The 15,663-nt window shown below is 35.4% G+C and carries 10 protein-coding genes; 2 read left to right on the top strand and 8 right to left on the bottom strand.

What is annotated here, in order from left to right:
* The 4 genes from IJQ68_RS06930 to IJQ68_RS06915 form a co-directional block, all read right to left on the bottom strand.
* A partial coding sequence (locus IJQ68_RS06930) for a hypothetical protein (protein ID WP_292798582.1) occupies window positions 1-310 on the bottom strand: 310 nt, incomplete at its 3' end.
* Window positions 311-668: 358 nt separating this feature from the next.
* Window positions 669-4,451, bottom strand: coding sequence for a C1 family peptidase (locus IJQ68_RS06925; RefSeq protein WP_292798580.1), 3,783 nt, complete (start codon window positions 4,449-4,451; stop codon window positions 669-671).
* Window positions 4,429-4,599 (bottom strand): hypothetical protein, encoded by a 171-nt coding sequence (locus IJQ68_RS06920; protein WP_292798578.1) that lies wholly within the window; start codon window positions 4,597-4,599, stop codon window positions 4,429-4,431. Before IJQ68_RS06920 ends, IJQ68_RS06925 begins: the two co-directional genes overlap by 23 nt.
* Window positions 4,596-6,488 carry an Ig-like domain repeat protein gene (locus tag IJQ68_RS06915; protein ID WP_292798576.1) on the bottom strand — a complete coding sequence of 631 codons (1,893 nt, stop codon included), beginning with the start codon at window positions 6,486-6,488 and terminating at the stop codon, window positions 4,596-4,598. The genes IJQ68_RS06920 and IJQ68_RS06915 overlap by 4 nt, the downstream gene beginning before the upstream one ends.
* Window positions 6,489-6,665: 177 nt before the next feature.
* Here IJQ68_RS06915 and IJQ68_RS06910 point away from each other — a divergent pair, with 177 nt between their 5' ends.
* On the top strand, window positions 6,666-7,376 hold the full coding sequence (locus tag IJQ68_RS06910) for a thymidylate synthase (RefSeq protein ID WP_292798574.1): 711 nt from the start codon (window positions 6,666-6,668) through the stop codon (window positions 7,374-7,376).
* 53 nt (window positions 7,377-7,429) lie between these two features.
* On the opposite strand, the gene IJQ68_RS06905 is transcribed toward IJQ68_RS06910, so the two are convergent.
* A complete protein-coding gene (locus IJQ68_RS06905; RefSeq protein WP_369334609.1) occupies window positions 7,430-11,914 on the bottom strand; it encodes an Ig-like domain repeat protein in 4,485 nt (1,494 codons plus the stop codon).
* A 72-nt stretch (window positions 11,915-11,986) separates the two neighbouring features.
* Between IJQ68_RS06905 and IJQ68_RS10885 the strand changes: the two genes are divergently transcribed.
* Entirely contained in the window at window positions 11,987-12,112 is a 126-nt protein-coding gene (locus tag IJQ68_RS10885) for a hypothetical protein (RefSeq protein ID WP_369334608.1), read from the top strand.
* 482 nt (window positions 12,113-12,594) lie between these two features.
* Here the strand turns inward: IJQ68_RS10885 and IJQ68_RS06900 are convergent, their stop codons facing one another.
* The 3 genes from IJQ68_RS06900 to IJQ68_RS06890 all read right to left on the bottom strand — a co-directional run bounded on the left by IJQ68_RS06900 (window position 12,595) and on the right by IJQ68_RS06890 (window position 15,565).
* Window positions 12,595-14,010, bottom strand: a complete 1,416-nt coding sequence (locus tag IJQ68_RS06900) for a nicotinate phosphoribosyltransferase (protein ID WP_292798570.1) — start codon at window positions 14,008-14,010, stop codon at window positions 12,595-12,597.
* Window positions 14,011-14,087: 77 nt separating this feature from the next.
* Window positions 14,088-14,636 carry a rubrerythrin gene (gene rbr, locus IJQ68_RS06895; protein ID WP_292798568.1) on the bottom strand — a complete coding sequence of 183 codons (549 nt, stop codon included), beginning with the start codon at window positions 14,634-14,636 and terminating at the stop codon, window positions 14,088-14,090.
* 119 nt (window positions 14,637-14,755) lie between these two features.
* Window positions 14,756-15,565, bottom strand: coding sequence for an Ig-like domain repeat protein (locus tag IJQ68_RS06890; protein ID WP_292798566.1), 810 nt, complete (start codon window positions 15,563-15,565; stop codon window positions 14,756-14,758).
* Window positions 15,566-15,663 lie beyond the last annotated feature (98 nt).

Below are 15,663 nucleotides of genomic sequence, written 5' to 3'. Positions count from 1 at the left end.
TATGTCTAACTAAGTTATTTCCATCAATTGAATGGCCATTACCATTAATCGTAACAGGATTTGAAATCCTAATATAAGAAATACTATCACTGGAATTGTATGCATAATCCTTATCCAAACTAATAGTAGCATTTCCAGAATTAATTAAATCCTGCAGCTCACTATATGTTCCTACAGACTCTTTTAAAATCGATTGTGAATTATCACTAGACAATACAGTATCATTTACATCACTTGCACAAACCAAGCATAATGATATGAAAAATATGAATAGTATTAATGAAATCGACATTATTTTTCTTTTATCCATTTATATTTTCACCTCCCTTTATGCTTTTGATTAAACCAAAGAAAAAAATTTAACCTTAAACATATGTTATATTTAATCATTTAAATACATTTTGAAAAATAAGATATACAAAAAAATAAAATTATTAGAAAAAAGTGAATAAAAATAGAAATTATCTATTAATATGATACAAAAATGGAAATTGTTACAGTGACAGAGCACATTTTCTGGAAATCTTTCAGTTTTTTTATATCTATCGTTATATTGTAAAATTATAATTTTTAAAATTAATAAAACAAACTTAAAAAAAGAAAAAAGGGTATTAAACCCTATAATACAGTAATTTTATTGGCTATAGCATAATTATTATAACTGGAAGTTATATATATTCTCCAGCCATCAGATTAATGTTTAAACTAGCAACACCATTTCCAGCTGTTGTTCTATTATAAAATACACCATTTATATTGAAATTAACATCCACATTAGCCAAAGGATTTCCAACATTATCAAGAACCCGCACTTTAAACTGGTCTGAATCACCATAATTCTTGGTTAGGTCCTGACCATATAATGTGGAAAGAACATGAATATTATTGGATACCTTAAATCCCTTATAATCTGCAGTGATAACAAAATCTCCAGGCTGTAAGTTAATGTTTAATTTAACATGACCTGTCTCATTGCTGACACGAGTATAGAATACTCCATTGATGTTGAATGTGACGTTTTCACCACTTATTGGATTTCCGTCATCACCAAGAATTCGAATGACATATTGTGAATCATTTCTATAGTATTTGATGAGATTATGGTTATCTATAATCCTTGGAAGGACAACTATAGTGTTTGAATAGCTTTCAGTTGTATTCGGATTCATTGCAGTTATGATATATTCCCCTTCATATAGATTGATATTTAATCTGGCAACACCATCATCATTTGTTTCACGTTCATACATGACCCCGTTGATGTTGAATGTTACAAAAGTGTTCTTCAAAGGATTTCCATTAACATCCAGGAAAGCTGCATAGTATTGGGAATCATTCCTAAATATTTTCGTCAGATTCTTTGCGGAAATCGTATTTTTTACTACAACATCAATACTGGAACTTTCATTTGCATATCTGCCGTTTCCGGAATAGTTTATTTCAACTGAATATTTTCCAGGGTTTAAATTGATAGCTATTGATGCTACACCATTGGAATCGGTAGTTCTATCGTATTTTACACCATTGATTGAAATGCTTATTTTTTCACCAACTAAAGGATTGTTTGAACTGTTAATCAGTTTGACAGTCAGTCTTTCATCTGATCCGCAATACTTTATGATATCGGATGCTTCAATGATGACCTTAGATTCGGAATCCACCACTTTCAATGTTGCGTTATAAGTTAAGTCATTATATTTGGAGCTGTTTTTATAGTTAACGATGTAATCATAGTCACCGGCTTCCAAAGCAGGAATTTCAATTTCGCCAACACCATCATTTACTTGGGAAGTGTATGTTTCACCATTAATTGAAATGTTAACATATCCGTCAGCATCGGATTCCAAATTAACTTTAATAAGTGATTCTTTGTCTGCAACAACATTTCTCGTATCAATACTGATTTTACTGTCTTTTTTGCTTACGTTGAATGAAGCTTTTGAGTTTGCAGAAGAATAGATTTCATTTCCATCAAAAATTGCTATAGCTTCATATTCGCCGACCGGCAAATCATCATTAATTTCAATGACTCCTTTGCCTTTGGAAACAGAAACATTGTATGTTTTATTGTTGATTAAAACCCTTACATTATCTGTTATATCATCATTAAGAGTAACATTGACAGTTAATTTCTCATCAACTACAATATCGTCAATGCTTAACTCCAAATGAGGATTCAATCTGCTGACTGTAACTTTTGATGTGGCATTTGCTGGAGGATTTCCCAGATATGATGCAACCACATCAAATATGCCGCTTTCATTGAATGTTACTGTTATATTTGCCATTCCATTGGAAATATTTCCTGTATAGTTTTTTCCATTAACAGAAAAGATTACACTTCCATTTTCAATTGGTTCATTATCCTGATTGCGGACAATAGCTGAAATGAGAGTTTCTTTGTTGATTTCAGTTACGACATTATTAATGATAATGTTTGATGTGTTTAAACCGCTGCTTCTGGTATATGCCTTAATACAGGCCACCTGTGAAGCATATCTGTGTTCGATTTCAGGATCATCGAATACGTAATCGAAACAGTCTATCCAATTTTTTGCATCATAGCTGAAATAAGAAATTCCTTCGCCGTATGTCAATCTTGAAGCTGTTACAATTTCACAAATAGGGAAACTTGCCATTGAAGGAGCATCAATTTTAATTTGTATTGTGAAGTTGTCTCCTGTGTTCAGCAGGAATTCTGTGTCAAAAGGAATTGTATAATATCCTGTGACTGCTGAAGCGTTCTGAGTTAATTTCAATTCATCGTTGATGAATAATGAAACTTCATAGTCACAGTTCTGCTCAAAGTATGTTCCGAATGCTGACAATATATCATTTCCAATTGATTTGAAAGTATTCTTGTAGTATACGGTTTTTTCGTGGGTTATTAAATAGTCTGTCATTCCACCAATATCATATTGATAATTCCTGTTGTATCTTACAGTGTCGTTTAAAATGAATGTGTATGCATTGTTTGCTTCATTTAAAGCATAGACAACAGGGTCGCAATATGAAACATAGAAGTATCCGTCATCTCCCCATTCAGTTCCCCAGCTGTTTTTTACAATCCATGCACCATCGCAGTCTGCCATGTCTCCCATTGGGAAATTGCTTTTTGGATAGTTATCATCCCATCCGACGATTGCCACTGCATGATTCGGATAATATCCTCCAAAGACATAGTAGTATGCTGCTTTGCTTTCATCCCATACAAGAGGATTTGACTGGTCCATGAAAATACCTACAGAAACTGCACCGTAATCAAGGATAGCTCTTTTCATTGCATCATTATCAGAATATGATGTACGTTCAGGCAAGTAATATACGTTCTGAACATGCATTAACGGATCTAGTAATGTGGATAATGTTGATAAATCGTCATATTCATCATCGCTTTCCAAAACAGGTCCGATCCAGCTTAAAAGGTTACCGTAAGTCATTTCATCGTGTCCGCCTTCATTTGTTGAATATTTCCATCCGTATGCGGAGTATAATTCAACCAGGTTTTTCACGTTTTCTTCAGACAAATCAAATGATACGCCCGTTGCCTTTAGAATACATGATTCCAAAGCGGCAATTCCTGCAAATGCCCAGCAGTTTCCACCGGCCTGCTGGTCACGTATTGGTGTTGATAAGCCCTCTTCAGCCAGATTGTATCTGGACGGCAAAACGCCTGCATATGATGAGTTGTATTTCATCATTGTATAATTTGAGTTATAGTCTATGTCATAGTCATAACCTTTCTGTTCATATACTACACGATTATCTCCTGAAGTGACTTTATCGAATGTGACTGAATCAATATTTAGCTTGTTAGCATTGGAAAATATAGCTCCACCCCTGTTTTTGGCATTGGAATTTTTAATGCTGACCTTATTCATGGATACTGAAGTACAATTGTCGACGAATATTGCTCCGCCATCACGTGCTTCGGCAATGTTTATATTGGAATCTTTTAAAGAGAACTGACCATACATCTGATAGATGGCTCCTCCTTCATGTTTTGCGGTGTTATTTTCAAAGTTACACTCTGCAATGTCCAATACTGCATTCAGATTACAGATTGCTCCTCCGAAATCACTGTATCCATTTGTGAAGTTGGTATTTTTTACAGTGAGGTTTGTGACTTTGGCATAAATTGCTCCTCCTGCATCTCCTTCAGCATAACAATCGTCAAAAATACAGTTTTCTATTGAAATGCTTCCTCCATCCGTAGCCAGCACTCCGCCGTAAAGTTTTGAATGACTGTCATAGAATCTGGAATTTTTAATTACTGTTACACCATTCTTATGATATATTGATCCGCCGTAGACTGCGGAATTGTTGATGAATGTACAGTTGTACAATGTCAGATAGGAAGGCATTCCATATCCTGCAAAGTAAATTGAACCCGGACTGTAAATTGCTCCTCCAAAAATATCATCATATTCAGGGGGATTTTGGATAAGCATTTGCTCCCTGGCCGTTCTTAAAGATGACATTGTGTGCTTCCAAGGTTCCCTGGTTTTGAATTACTGCACAGTCGAATGTCATGTCCCAAACATATAAGCGTGCATTGTCATTTACAAAAATAGGGACAATACCGTATGAAGACTTCAATATGGTCCCTTCAGCGCTTTCGCCATAGTATTGTTGATGACTTTTTCAGTTATTTTAAATTGGACTTTACTGGAAACGCTTGAATTGTACTTCTCACTACCCAGATATTTTGCTTGAACATCATATTGTCCTATTTCAGTTAAAATAAACTGATAAGTATTTCCTGCCTGAACGGTAGTAATCAGTATATCATCAATATATATCTCAATGTTACCTTCACTAACAGCAGCATTGTTTTCATCACTTACCTTTGGAGTGATTATTATATTTTCGCCTGACACTATTTCAGGCATGTTGAGTGATACTTCAGTGACAGTTTCCAATATTCTATCAGTATCATTATCCGTTGCATTTTCATCTGTAGTGTTGTTATCTGTTGAATTATTATCTGTGGAGTTATTATCTGTAGTATTATCATCAGGAGTATCATCAAAAACAACAACTATCTCAATTTCTGATGATGAGCTCGGATTATATTCATCACTACCCAAATAATATGCTTTAACATCATATGTTGAAGGTAAAAACGGATAGTATTCATATGTTTCACCAACATTAATTGTTGTCATGTTCATACCTAAAACAGAAATAGCCACACGTCCGCTAGTTACAGTTTTATTATTTTTATCAGTTACTTTTGGAGTGAGCAAAACTTTATTTCCATAGATAACTCTAGTTTCATTTGCCGTAATAGTAGTGAGGGTATCTGTTTTTTCACCAGGAACTACAGCATCTTTTGATACATTAATCTGAACAACATTTGATTTGCTTGATTTATGGGAAGAATCTGCCAAAAATTCAGCATAAATCTCAGCTGTTCCCACATCAGAAGGAGTTATGGTATATGTTTGCCCCACATTAATTGTAGCAACTTTTGAATTATTGACATATATATTAAGATAAGCTGAAGTTATCTCTTCATTGTTAGAATCATAAACTGTAGGGATAACTATTGCACTTTCACCTAATTTTAAAGCTAAAGGATCGACTTCAATGATTGTAGTTGTATTTTCACTGGCATTTTCATTAGCTTCATAAACATAATATGCCAAGACATTACTTGTGGCATTTGATAAATGCCCATTACCATTATAAACAGCAGTAAAATTATACCATCCTGCTTCAGTGAAAGCTAAAGTAGCACCATTTGCCCACTGTCCGTTAGGACTGACAGCAATCTGACCTAAATATTCACCATTCAAATAGATGGATAAAAATTCATTGACGGCACTCTGACCTTCCTTTGTTGTCATTGAAATCAGATTTGAAATTGAATTTCCAAGTTCGGAATTAGACAGATTGTTTAAAAGGACTCCACTGTCGCCGATTTGTTTATAAATGACTGTGCTTGAAGTGGAATTGTCATACAATCTCAAAGTACTTTGATATGTCTTATTTGTATCAATCGGAGTTGAACCTCCAACCAGATAAGTTAAGGTGTTACTTGTAATCTCACCAAAAATAGAAGTGGCATGAGCATATACAGTATATGTGCCCGCTTCAGTGAATGAAAAAGTCACACCGTTTGATTTTGCTGTAGACATATAAGCAACTGCCTGACTGTATCCGTTTATGTTTAAATAAAGAATATCGCTGTCACTTGAAAATACATAAGGTTTAACATTCAATGTTACAGACCCAGTATCTCTTGTGATCGTATCCGAATCAGGATATTGGCTGTCACTAATAGTTATTTCACCTTCACTTATAATTTCATCATCATTAGAAACTTGATAAATTTCAATATTTTCGGATGAAAGTTCAACATTATTAGTTAATATCGTCGTATTATCATCAATTTCATTTGCACAAACAGCGCCGATACAAAATAGCGCTAAAGTTAAAATAATAAGAAAATTAAGTATTCTATTAATACTTTCGCCTCCCATATTACCCTTTTTTGAAAAAAATCATTTATCGATATAATCTCCAAAAGACCACATCATATTTATTTAGGTATAACTAAATATTTAAATATATGTAAATTGAATTATTTTTTTAACAAAACATTATATTTTTATAACTTTAATAACAAAGTAAAAATTAATTTAAAAGGACTGTTTAACATGTTAAGTATTAATCAATGTTATTTGGATTTTGTCAACAAAATACTGAAACAAGGAAAAGAAACATATAAGGACAGCAATCATCATTTAGTTGAAAGTCTTGGTAATTATTACTTGATTGATGACCCTCTAGATTTAAAATTCGAAGCTAAATACCAGCACATGACCTCTGCAATGATGCTTGAGGAAATCAAAAGCGGAAGATTCGATATTGATGAATGTCCGATAAAAAGCGACGCATTATATGAATACGTAAAGTCATTCGATGGTCCTGACGTAATCTCCCTTAAAAGGGACTTCGTATATTCATACCCTAACCGTATCTTGGAATACTTCGGAATTAACCAGTTTGAAGCAATGAAAAAAAGAATATTAAATGCAACAGGAAGTAACAGAGCTGTTGCTATTACCATTGACCCTGTAAAGGACAATAATGAAGAAGATATCCCATGTCTTCAGTTTTTACAGTGCATTGTAAGAAACAATGTTTTGACAATCCATTGTTTATTCAGAAGCAATGACATTTTCGGTGCATTCTACTCAAATATGTTTTTCATAGCATATATCGGAATCAAAATGACAGAAGAACTGAATCAGGAGTTGTTAGGTGAAAAACTGAACTTCGGAGGAATCCATTACCACTCCACATCAGGCCACATCTACAACAACGATTTAAAAGCAGCCCGCAAATTAATAGCTAACAATAAATAGCTATTATTCTCTTATTTTTTAAAAAAAATAGTATTAGGTTAATTAAAACCTAATTATGATATTATTATTGTATTTGATGTTGCAAAGCCATTATATGCTGAAGTAATAATGTAGTGGCCTTTCTGAAGATTGATATTTAAACTTGCAAAGCCGTCACTGCCCGTAAGCCTATCATACAATACTCCGTTAATGTTGAACTGTACATATTGACCTGAATACGGATTGCCCCGACCATCCAAAAGCTTTGCTCTGAATTTAGACCCGTCAAGATATTTCATGGACAAATCACCGGATTCTATAATAGGTAAAACGTCAATATAATTGGATACGAGCGAATAGCCATATTGTGCCGTGATAATATATCTTCCGGGAGCGAGGTTAATATTCAGATACGCAACTCCATCACTATCAGTTACACGATTATAGAATACTCCATTAATGTTGAACGTTACAGATTTACCGACTTCAATATTACCCACATCATCCAACAGTTTAACGCTGTATCTTGAGGCATTTCTATAATACTTGACCAGATCATGATTTTCAACAAGCTTTGGAAGAACTGTTACTATGCTTGATTTCATCTCTCCGGTTATCGGATTTGTCAAAGTCAGTATATAGGTTCCCGGACTGAGATTGATATTTAATCTGACAATACCGTCAGCATTGCTAGTCCTGTGGTACAATACACCATTAATATTCATTTCAACGACAATATCAGGAAGTGTATTGCCCTTATTGTCAAGAATGCTTGCATAGTACTGCGTATCGTTTCTATAATATTTTGTAACGTTATCCGTTAGAATTGTGGATTTGACTTCGATAATGTTACTAACTGTAGAGGATGCGTAATATTTATCACCTGTGAACTGTGCTGAAGCAGTATATTTTCCAGGACTCAGATTTATTGCCAGAGAGGCTGTTCCGTCAGCGCCTGTGGTTCTGGTATATGAAACCCCCTGAATAGTTAGAATTACATTTCTATTGGCCAGAGGATTTCCGTTATTATCCAAAAGTTTAACAATGTATCTTGTTCCATCCTTATAATACATTACAATATCATCCGAACTGATGGAAGTCGTATGGGCAAATACGCTGAAAGTGTCAAAAGCAGATAGGGCATTATACTTACTGTCACCGGCATAAGTCAGTCTGGCAGTATATGAACCTAATTCAAAGGTTTCAGGTATTGCGAACTCCCCAATTCCCTCTTTTAGATTGACTGAATACACCAGATTATCGATTATCAGATTTGCATAGATTGCAGTGTCAGAAGATATTCTGGCTATTATTCTATCTCCATATGCAGTATCATCGATTGACAGACTGACATTCACGTCATATCTGCTTACAGTGACTGAGGATGTCGTTTGAGACTGCAGATAGTTTGAAGCAGAGAATAGTGAAGTTACAGTATATGTTCCGGCATTATCAAATGAAGCAGTAAAGCTTGCCTGGCCGTTTTTGACGTCTACATTGAAATTCTTTCCATCAACGCTGAAAGATACACTTCCCACATTCAAAGGATTGTTGTTTGAATCATAAACCTTTGCAGTGATTGTTACATCATCACCGACTTTTACGGACAAATCCTGAACAGTGATTTTTGCATTTGCAGAATTGCTATTGACTGTGACTGTTGATTTTGCAGAAGATGAAAGATAATAATCGCTGCTGAATACAGCATTCACTTCATAAGTGCCTGATTTGGAAAATGAAGTTGAAAATACAGCTTCCCCTTCATTAACACTGACTGAGGATGTCTTTCCATCAGCAGTGAATGTGACGCTACCTACATTAACAGCATTATTGTTATAATCAAGAACACGGGCAACAACATCAACGCTATCACCTGTATTGACCTGCATATTACTCAATATTATTTTTGAAGGCATTTTATCCGCAATATTGACTCTTGTGCTGGTTGAAGATAATTTATAATCACTTCCTTCAAATGTAATGTAAACGTTGGAACTGCGAATCAGAAGAGTGCTTAAAACAGCCTGACCCTTACTGACAGGAACAGTTGTTTTTTCACCATTGATATTGAAGGTCACAATGCCTGAAGTGACCGGATCGCCATTTGAATCCCTGACAGTGGCAACTATGGTTGCATTGTTGTAATCAAGAGAATATGATGCTGAAACCGTAGTGTCCAGGACTTTTTGAAGGACATTAATAAATGAAGTTGTACGTGAAGAGTTGTAATGGATAGATTCAAAGATTGCGGTGACTGTGAAATTTCCCGCATCATTATAAACTGTCGTGAATACTGCAGCACCGTCATTGATGTTTACGACTTCTGTTTTACCGTTAGTTGTAAAACTCACATTTCCTGATGTGATCAGATTATTATCTGAATCATAAACTCTCGCAGTTATTTCAGCATTTTCGCCAACCCTAGATGATGTATAAGTCAGATTGATATGAGAATTTGAAAGAATCCTTTCAACTTCAACGTTTGCACTAGCAGATGAAGGGTTATAGTGAATATAGGAATATGATGCCTTTACAGTATAGTTGCCCTCATTTTCAAATGAACAGTTCAAGACAGCTTTTCCGGATTGTACGGAAACTGTGTAATCTTTTCCGTTTATCGTGAAGGTCACATTTCCGACTGTTACTCTGTGATTGTGAGCGTCAATAACAGTTGCCTCAAGGCAGAATTCCTCACCAACACCAATAATTTCATCGTTCATGAAAATAAATGTGTCCAATGTATCCAAAGTAGTGAATGCTTTTATACATGCGACCTGTGAATCATATACTGACAGTTTGGAGAAAATCGCCATGTCGTAAAGGTCGTTCCATTTTTTTCCGTCGCTGCTGAAAAAGGACATTCCGTGATTATATGTTACCTTGTTTGTAAATCTTGTCTCTGAAATAGGAACCATTACGTTATAATCGGCTGATTTTTTAATGATGATTTCAAAGCTGTCACCTTTATGAAGAGGAATATACTTGTTCAGTTTGAAAGTATAATAACCTGCCTGAGAAGTTCCTGATTGGGAATATTTCAGCTCATCATTCACGTTAATCTGAACTTCAAAATCGGCATCATCAAAGAAATATGTTGAAAATGCGGCCAGCAGTTCATCATCTGTCGCATTGAAAACGTTCTTGTACCATACAGTCTTCTGTCCGCAGTCAAAAAATGTAGTCATTCCTATAATATCGTACTGATAGTTCTTGTCCAGGTCAATCGTATTGTTCAAGATAAACGTATATGATGCAAGGGTATTGTTGACTTCAGCCAATACATTATCATAATATGAAACGTAGAAATAACCGTCTTTACCGAAACTTTCTCCCCAGCTGTTTTTACAAATCCATGCACCGTTTGCCTGAGGAGTTTTCTTGAAATTATCCTTTGAGTAGTCATCATCCCATCCTACAATCAGAACAGCATGGTTGCGGTCAGAATCGCCGTCATAATAAAAGGCTGCGGTCTGCTTGTTCAGGTAATCATCGTCGTTATGTATTCCGCTGACGACTCCACCGTATTTCATGATTGCCTTTTTAATCGCATCGTTATCCAGATAGGAGCTACGGGATAAACAGATTATATCCTGAATATGGAATCTTGAATGCAGAACCGGAGACAATGTTGAATGGTCATCGAACTCATCTTCCTCTTCCAGTACAGGCCCCAGCCAGCTGGTGAGATATCCCACTGCCATCAAATCATATCCACCGGCATTGGTGTCCAGATTCCAGCCATAATCGGAGTATAAACTTATGAGGTTTTTCATGTTCTCTTCAGACAGATCGTAAGTTTCGCCGGTAGTTTTAAGAATGCATGATTCCAATGCACCAATGGCTGCGAATGCCCAGCAGTCACCGCTTGACTGCTGATTTTTAACTGAAGTGACATATCCTTCATCAACTAGACTGTAATATGAAGGAATAAATGTGATACTGTCGTTGATTTCATCATTTACAATTAAAGTATAATTCCCATTTCCTATCCATAAATTAATCTGATTTGTAATATATAAGTCATCGTTTATTTGAGCTTTATTGTTATAATAAGTGTTTGATGCATCAGAAACCTGATTATATATGGAATATATACTTCCACCGCAGAGAATTGCCTCATTTGAATAGAATGTGTTGGCATTGACGTAGTGGTCTGTGGCATTATCCAGAAATATTGCCCCACCATTTTTAGCCGAATTAAAGAAAAAATTAGAATTTGAAACGTATAATGAACCATATAAAGAATAAACAGAACCTCCGCTGTAGGAAGCTGTGTTTGAATTGAATTTTGAATTTGTTATTGTTGTATAGGAATTTAAATCACAAATCGCACCGCCAAATGTAGCACTGCACTTTTCGAAAGTGGAATCCGAAACCGTCACATTACCTTTTTTGAAGTATAGTGCACCGCCTGCGTCATTTATGGAACGGTCATTTATAAAAATCGTGTTTTTAATGATGATGTTTGAATTGTCCCCTGCAGCAATAGCTCCGCCATAATTGTAGGCCACATTATCCTCAAAGCGTGAATCCGTAATATTTAAAGTTCCGTGAGTCATATAGATTGCCCCACCATACTCCGCATAATTTCTTTTGAAAGTGGAATTGTGGATGTATAGATAAGGGTCATAATGTTCTCCGGGATTATAGATAGCTCCCCCAAAGGAATTGTTATACATGCCCGGAGTGGCAACACCATCTTCAATAATACAGTCCCTAATGGAAATCGTTCCATGATTTACAATGTTGATGCCTGAAAATGTCACGTTATTCAATGAAAAATGAGCTATAGTTAAAACATGATGGCTTTTAACAATAGTATTGGCTGCACTTTCACCATAGACAGTCAGATTATTGAATTGTATTGAAGATGAGGAGTCAAATAAGTATTCACCGTTTGCAAGGTGAATAATCTGATTGTTTCGCATATATTCTTGTCTTAACTCATTGTAAGGATTATCCTTTGATCCGTCCCCATTCGTCGGTGCTGACGCATCAAAATAGATATCATTATCAGTTCTTAGGACATATTCTTCCTCATTAACCGTTAACGTGATGTTTTCATCCACATCACTTGAATAAGCTGAAGGAATAATCAATAATATTAAAATTATTAGAACAGTTAATGAAAAAAGTTTATAATCTTTAATCATAATGATGTCCTCCCGAATATTAGTATAATTATGTTTATATATTATACTATAAAAAGGATTTACATCACTTAATCACAAAAAAAGAATTAGTAAGATGAATAATTTGAATATTCATCAGTTCTTGACTTTATATCAGCAAATTTTTCATCTATCAATAATTCACCGTTTCTAAATACTGTCTGCAATACGTTTTCACCGCATGCATCAATTGGAATGGTTTTATAAGAATTATTATCCTTTACAAGCTTGAATCTACCTGTTTTGGATTTTTTACTGGAATCCAAAGGATTCTTAAATATATCAAACCATTCGCCGTTTCTTAACTGAGCTGAACATTTAAACGCATTTCTTTGAGTGTCACGGGTAACGGAACTGTGAAGTCCTCCGCCCATACCAAAGATAATGTTTTCAGCAGCCCACCTGTTGGATTTCATTGCAAAAAGAATATCCCTTATCTTTTGGTAGTTGAGTCCGTCTCCCCATAAAAGACCTATATTTGCATCAAAAACCTTATAGCCTTTTTCGGTTAAATGACTTCCAAAACCGCTTTCTAAAATGTTTAAACAGTCAATTGTTGTTGAAACAGGTTCACCGCTGTCCGGTCTGAAAACAACCTTGTTTCCCTCAATATCCAGGAACTTCAATATGGCATCATTAAGTTGTGTGCCTTCACTTGACGCCTCGTTCAGGAAGTTTCTGTAGTTATAGCTGTCAATAACCATTGAAAGAATACCATTTTTAGCATTGTCAATGACATTCAATATCTGATCGATTTCTCCATCCTGACCTAGTGATGTCATTACACTGTGTTCTGTAGCCTGAACTGAAAAACCGTAGACATTTGAGTCATTGTAGTAGTTTTCAGGAATTGTCAGAGCAGGAATAGTGTCAGTACCTGAAAAGCTGAGCAGATGTGCAGACCCGCAAAGCATTGATGATTCTGTTGATGTTGCACCCCGATAACCGAAATCATGCAGCATGAAGTCAATGTTATCTTTTGAAGATCCTGTGACATCCAAATAGAAATTAACAAGCTTTTTAACTTCAGCAGATAATGTGGCGACAGTTGACGGATACCATACCTGCAATAATAATGATTCAAGGTAATTAGGCAACCAGTAACATTTATCATCAGTATTTTCAACAGTCATCAATACATTGCCCACATCAACAGGAGTACCTTCCGGAACCGCATTGATTTCAATAGGCAATCTGCCGTCAAACTCATCGAGAATGTATTGCCAGCCTTCACGGTTGAAAATGCCTTCACCAAGATGAGTTTCCATAAGCCTGTCTGCTTCATCGATTTTTTCTTGGGTTACTATTTTACCTTCCAAATACTTTTTTATTATGTACTGAAGTCCATAAAATATTGTCTTGTTGAATTCAGCACCAACCCTACTTTCAAGGTAAGAATAAATCTTCTGAGTACCTTTTGGATAGAAGTAGTGATGGGTTATTTTATAGGAATCAGTCAATAAACAAATATTATTTTCTATCATATTATCAACTTTTGTAGATATAATATTAGTCAATGACCTTATATATAATTTGTGTGAAAAAAAGAAAGAAAATTAGATTATTTGTAACAATCATCCAATTTTCGGTAATGTGCCTGAGGATGGTCACACATCGGACAGACTTCAGGTGCTGATTTTGCGTAATGCAGATTTCCACAGTTGCCGCATTTCCATACAACCTCACTGTCCTTTTCAAATACGGAGCCGTTTTTGATATTTTTAACGAAAGTCTTATAGCGTCTTTCATGAGATCTTTCAATGGCTGCAGTCAATTCAAACAAATGGGCAATATCATCAAAGCCTTCCTCTTTTGCTTCACGAGCGAAATTAATGTACATATCAGACCATTCATACTCTTCAGTTGAAATAGCTTCGCTAAGATTGGATAAAGTGTCTTTTACTGCACCATCATGCAATAATTTAAACCAAACATTAGCATGTTCCTTTTCATTGCCTGAGGTTTCTTTGAAAATTTCTGACAGCTGAACATAACCGTCTTTTTTTGCCTGTGAAGCATAAAATTCATATTTAACGCGTGCAAGGGACTCTCCTTCAAGAGCAGTCCAAAGATTTTCTTCGGTTTTTGTGCCTTTCAATTCTTTGTGCATAATAATCACCTGTAGATTAAAAAGGCTTTTTCATGATATTTAAGCATTTGGTGATTAAATAGTAACGTAATAAGTCATGAAAATTTAAAAAAATAAGAGAGAAGTAAAGATTACTTCTCTTAAGCATTTACTTTTACTATGTTTCCTATAACTGCATCGTTATATCTGGAGGTTATGATGTATTCGCCAGACCCTAAGTTAATATTTAATTTAGAGTTACCTTGACTATCAGTTGTTCTATTATACATTACTCCATTGATGTTGAACTCTATTGTTTGATTTTCAAGCGGATTTCCCTGACCGTCAACCAGGTTGGCGATGAATTGGTCAGAAGTTCCATAGGTTTTTGTCAAGTCTTGTGCAGTTAAGGTTGGAAGGACTTTGATATTGTTGGATACAACGAATCCTTGGTATTCTGCAGTTATTACGTAATCACCAGGTTGCAGGTTGATGTTTAGCTGAGCAGTACCATTTTCGTCTGTTGTACGGTTGTAGAATACTCCATTGATATTGAATGTTACTATTTCTCCAGCACCAACAACTTTACCATCGTCTCCAAGTACTTTTACGGTGTATTGTGTTCCGTTTCTGTAGTATTTGGTTATGTCATTGTTTTCAACTATTTTTGCAAGAACTGTGATGATGTTAGATGATTGTTCACCGGTTTCAGGGTTGATTGCTGTTAATATATATTCACCGGCGTTAAGGTTGATGTTCAATTTAGCAGTACCTTTTTCATCAGTTGTACGGTTGTAGAACACACCGTTGATGTTGAATCTTACCATTGTACCTGCAGCCAGGTATTCACCTTCGTCGTTGCGGAAAGTAGCGAAGTATTGGCTGCTGTTTCTGTAGACTTTAGTAAGATCAGTACCGTTAACAGTTGTTGAACCTCCCCGCCCTGTAGAGGGCGGGGATTCGCAAACCAAAAAATATATTGTATATTATTTTGGAAATTTTACTGCCCCGTAGCCCCTACGAGTTCTAGACCTCTGTCGAGGATATTAATACTGGCATTAACATCCCT

The sequence above is a fragment of the Methanobrevibacter sp. genome, assembly GCF_017447225.1.
Lineage (GTDB): Archaea > Methanobacteriota > Methanobacteria > Methanobacteriales > Methanobacteriaceae > Methanocatella.
Note: the sequence above shows the minus strand (reverse complement) of the source record. Positions and strands in the feature narration are given on the sequence as shown.

Excerpts from the sequence above, each read along its gene's own strand:
- IJQ68_RS06900 (WP_292798570.1), bottom strand. The coding sequence starts at position 14,010 with ATGATAGAAAATAATATTTGTTTATTGACTGATTCCTATAAAATAACC.
- IJQ68_RS10885 (WP_369334608.1), top strand. The coding sequence starts at position 11,987 with ATGTTCTCCGGGATTATAGATAGCTCCCCCAAAGGAATTGTTATACAT.
- IJQ68_RS06910 (WP_292798574.1), top strand. The coding sequence starts at position 6,666 with ATGTTAAGTATTAATCAATGTTATTTGGATTTTGTCAACAAAATACTG.
- IJQ68_RS06925 (WP_292798580.1), bottom strand. The coding sequence starts at position 4,451 with ATGCTTATCCAAAATCCCCCTGAATATGATGATATTTTTGGAGGAGCA.
- IJQ68_RS06915 (WP_292798576.1), bottom strand. The coding sequence starts at position 6,488 with ATGGGAGGCGAAAGTATTAATAGAATACTTAATTTTCTTATTATTTTA.
- rbr (WP_292798568.1), bottom strand. The coding sequence starts at position 14,636 with ATGCACAAAGAATTGAAAGGCACAAAAACCGAAGAAAATCTTTGGACT.
- IJQ68_RS06905 (WP_369334609.1), bottom strand. The coding sequence starts at position 11,914 with ATGACTCACGGAACTTTAAATATTACGGATTCACGCTTTGAGGATAAT.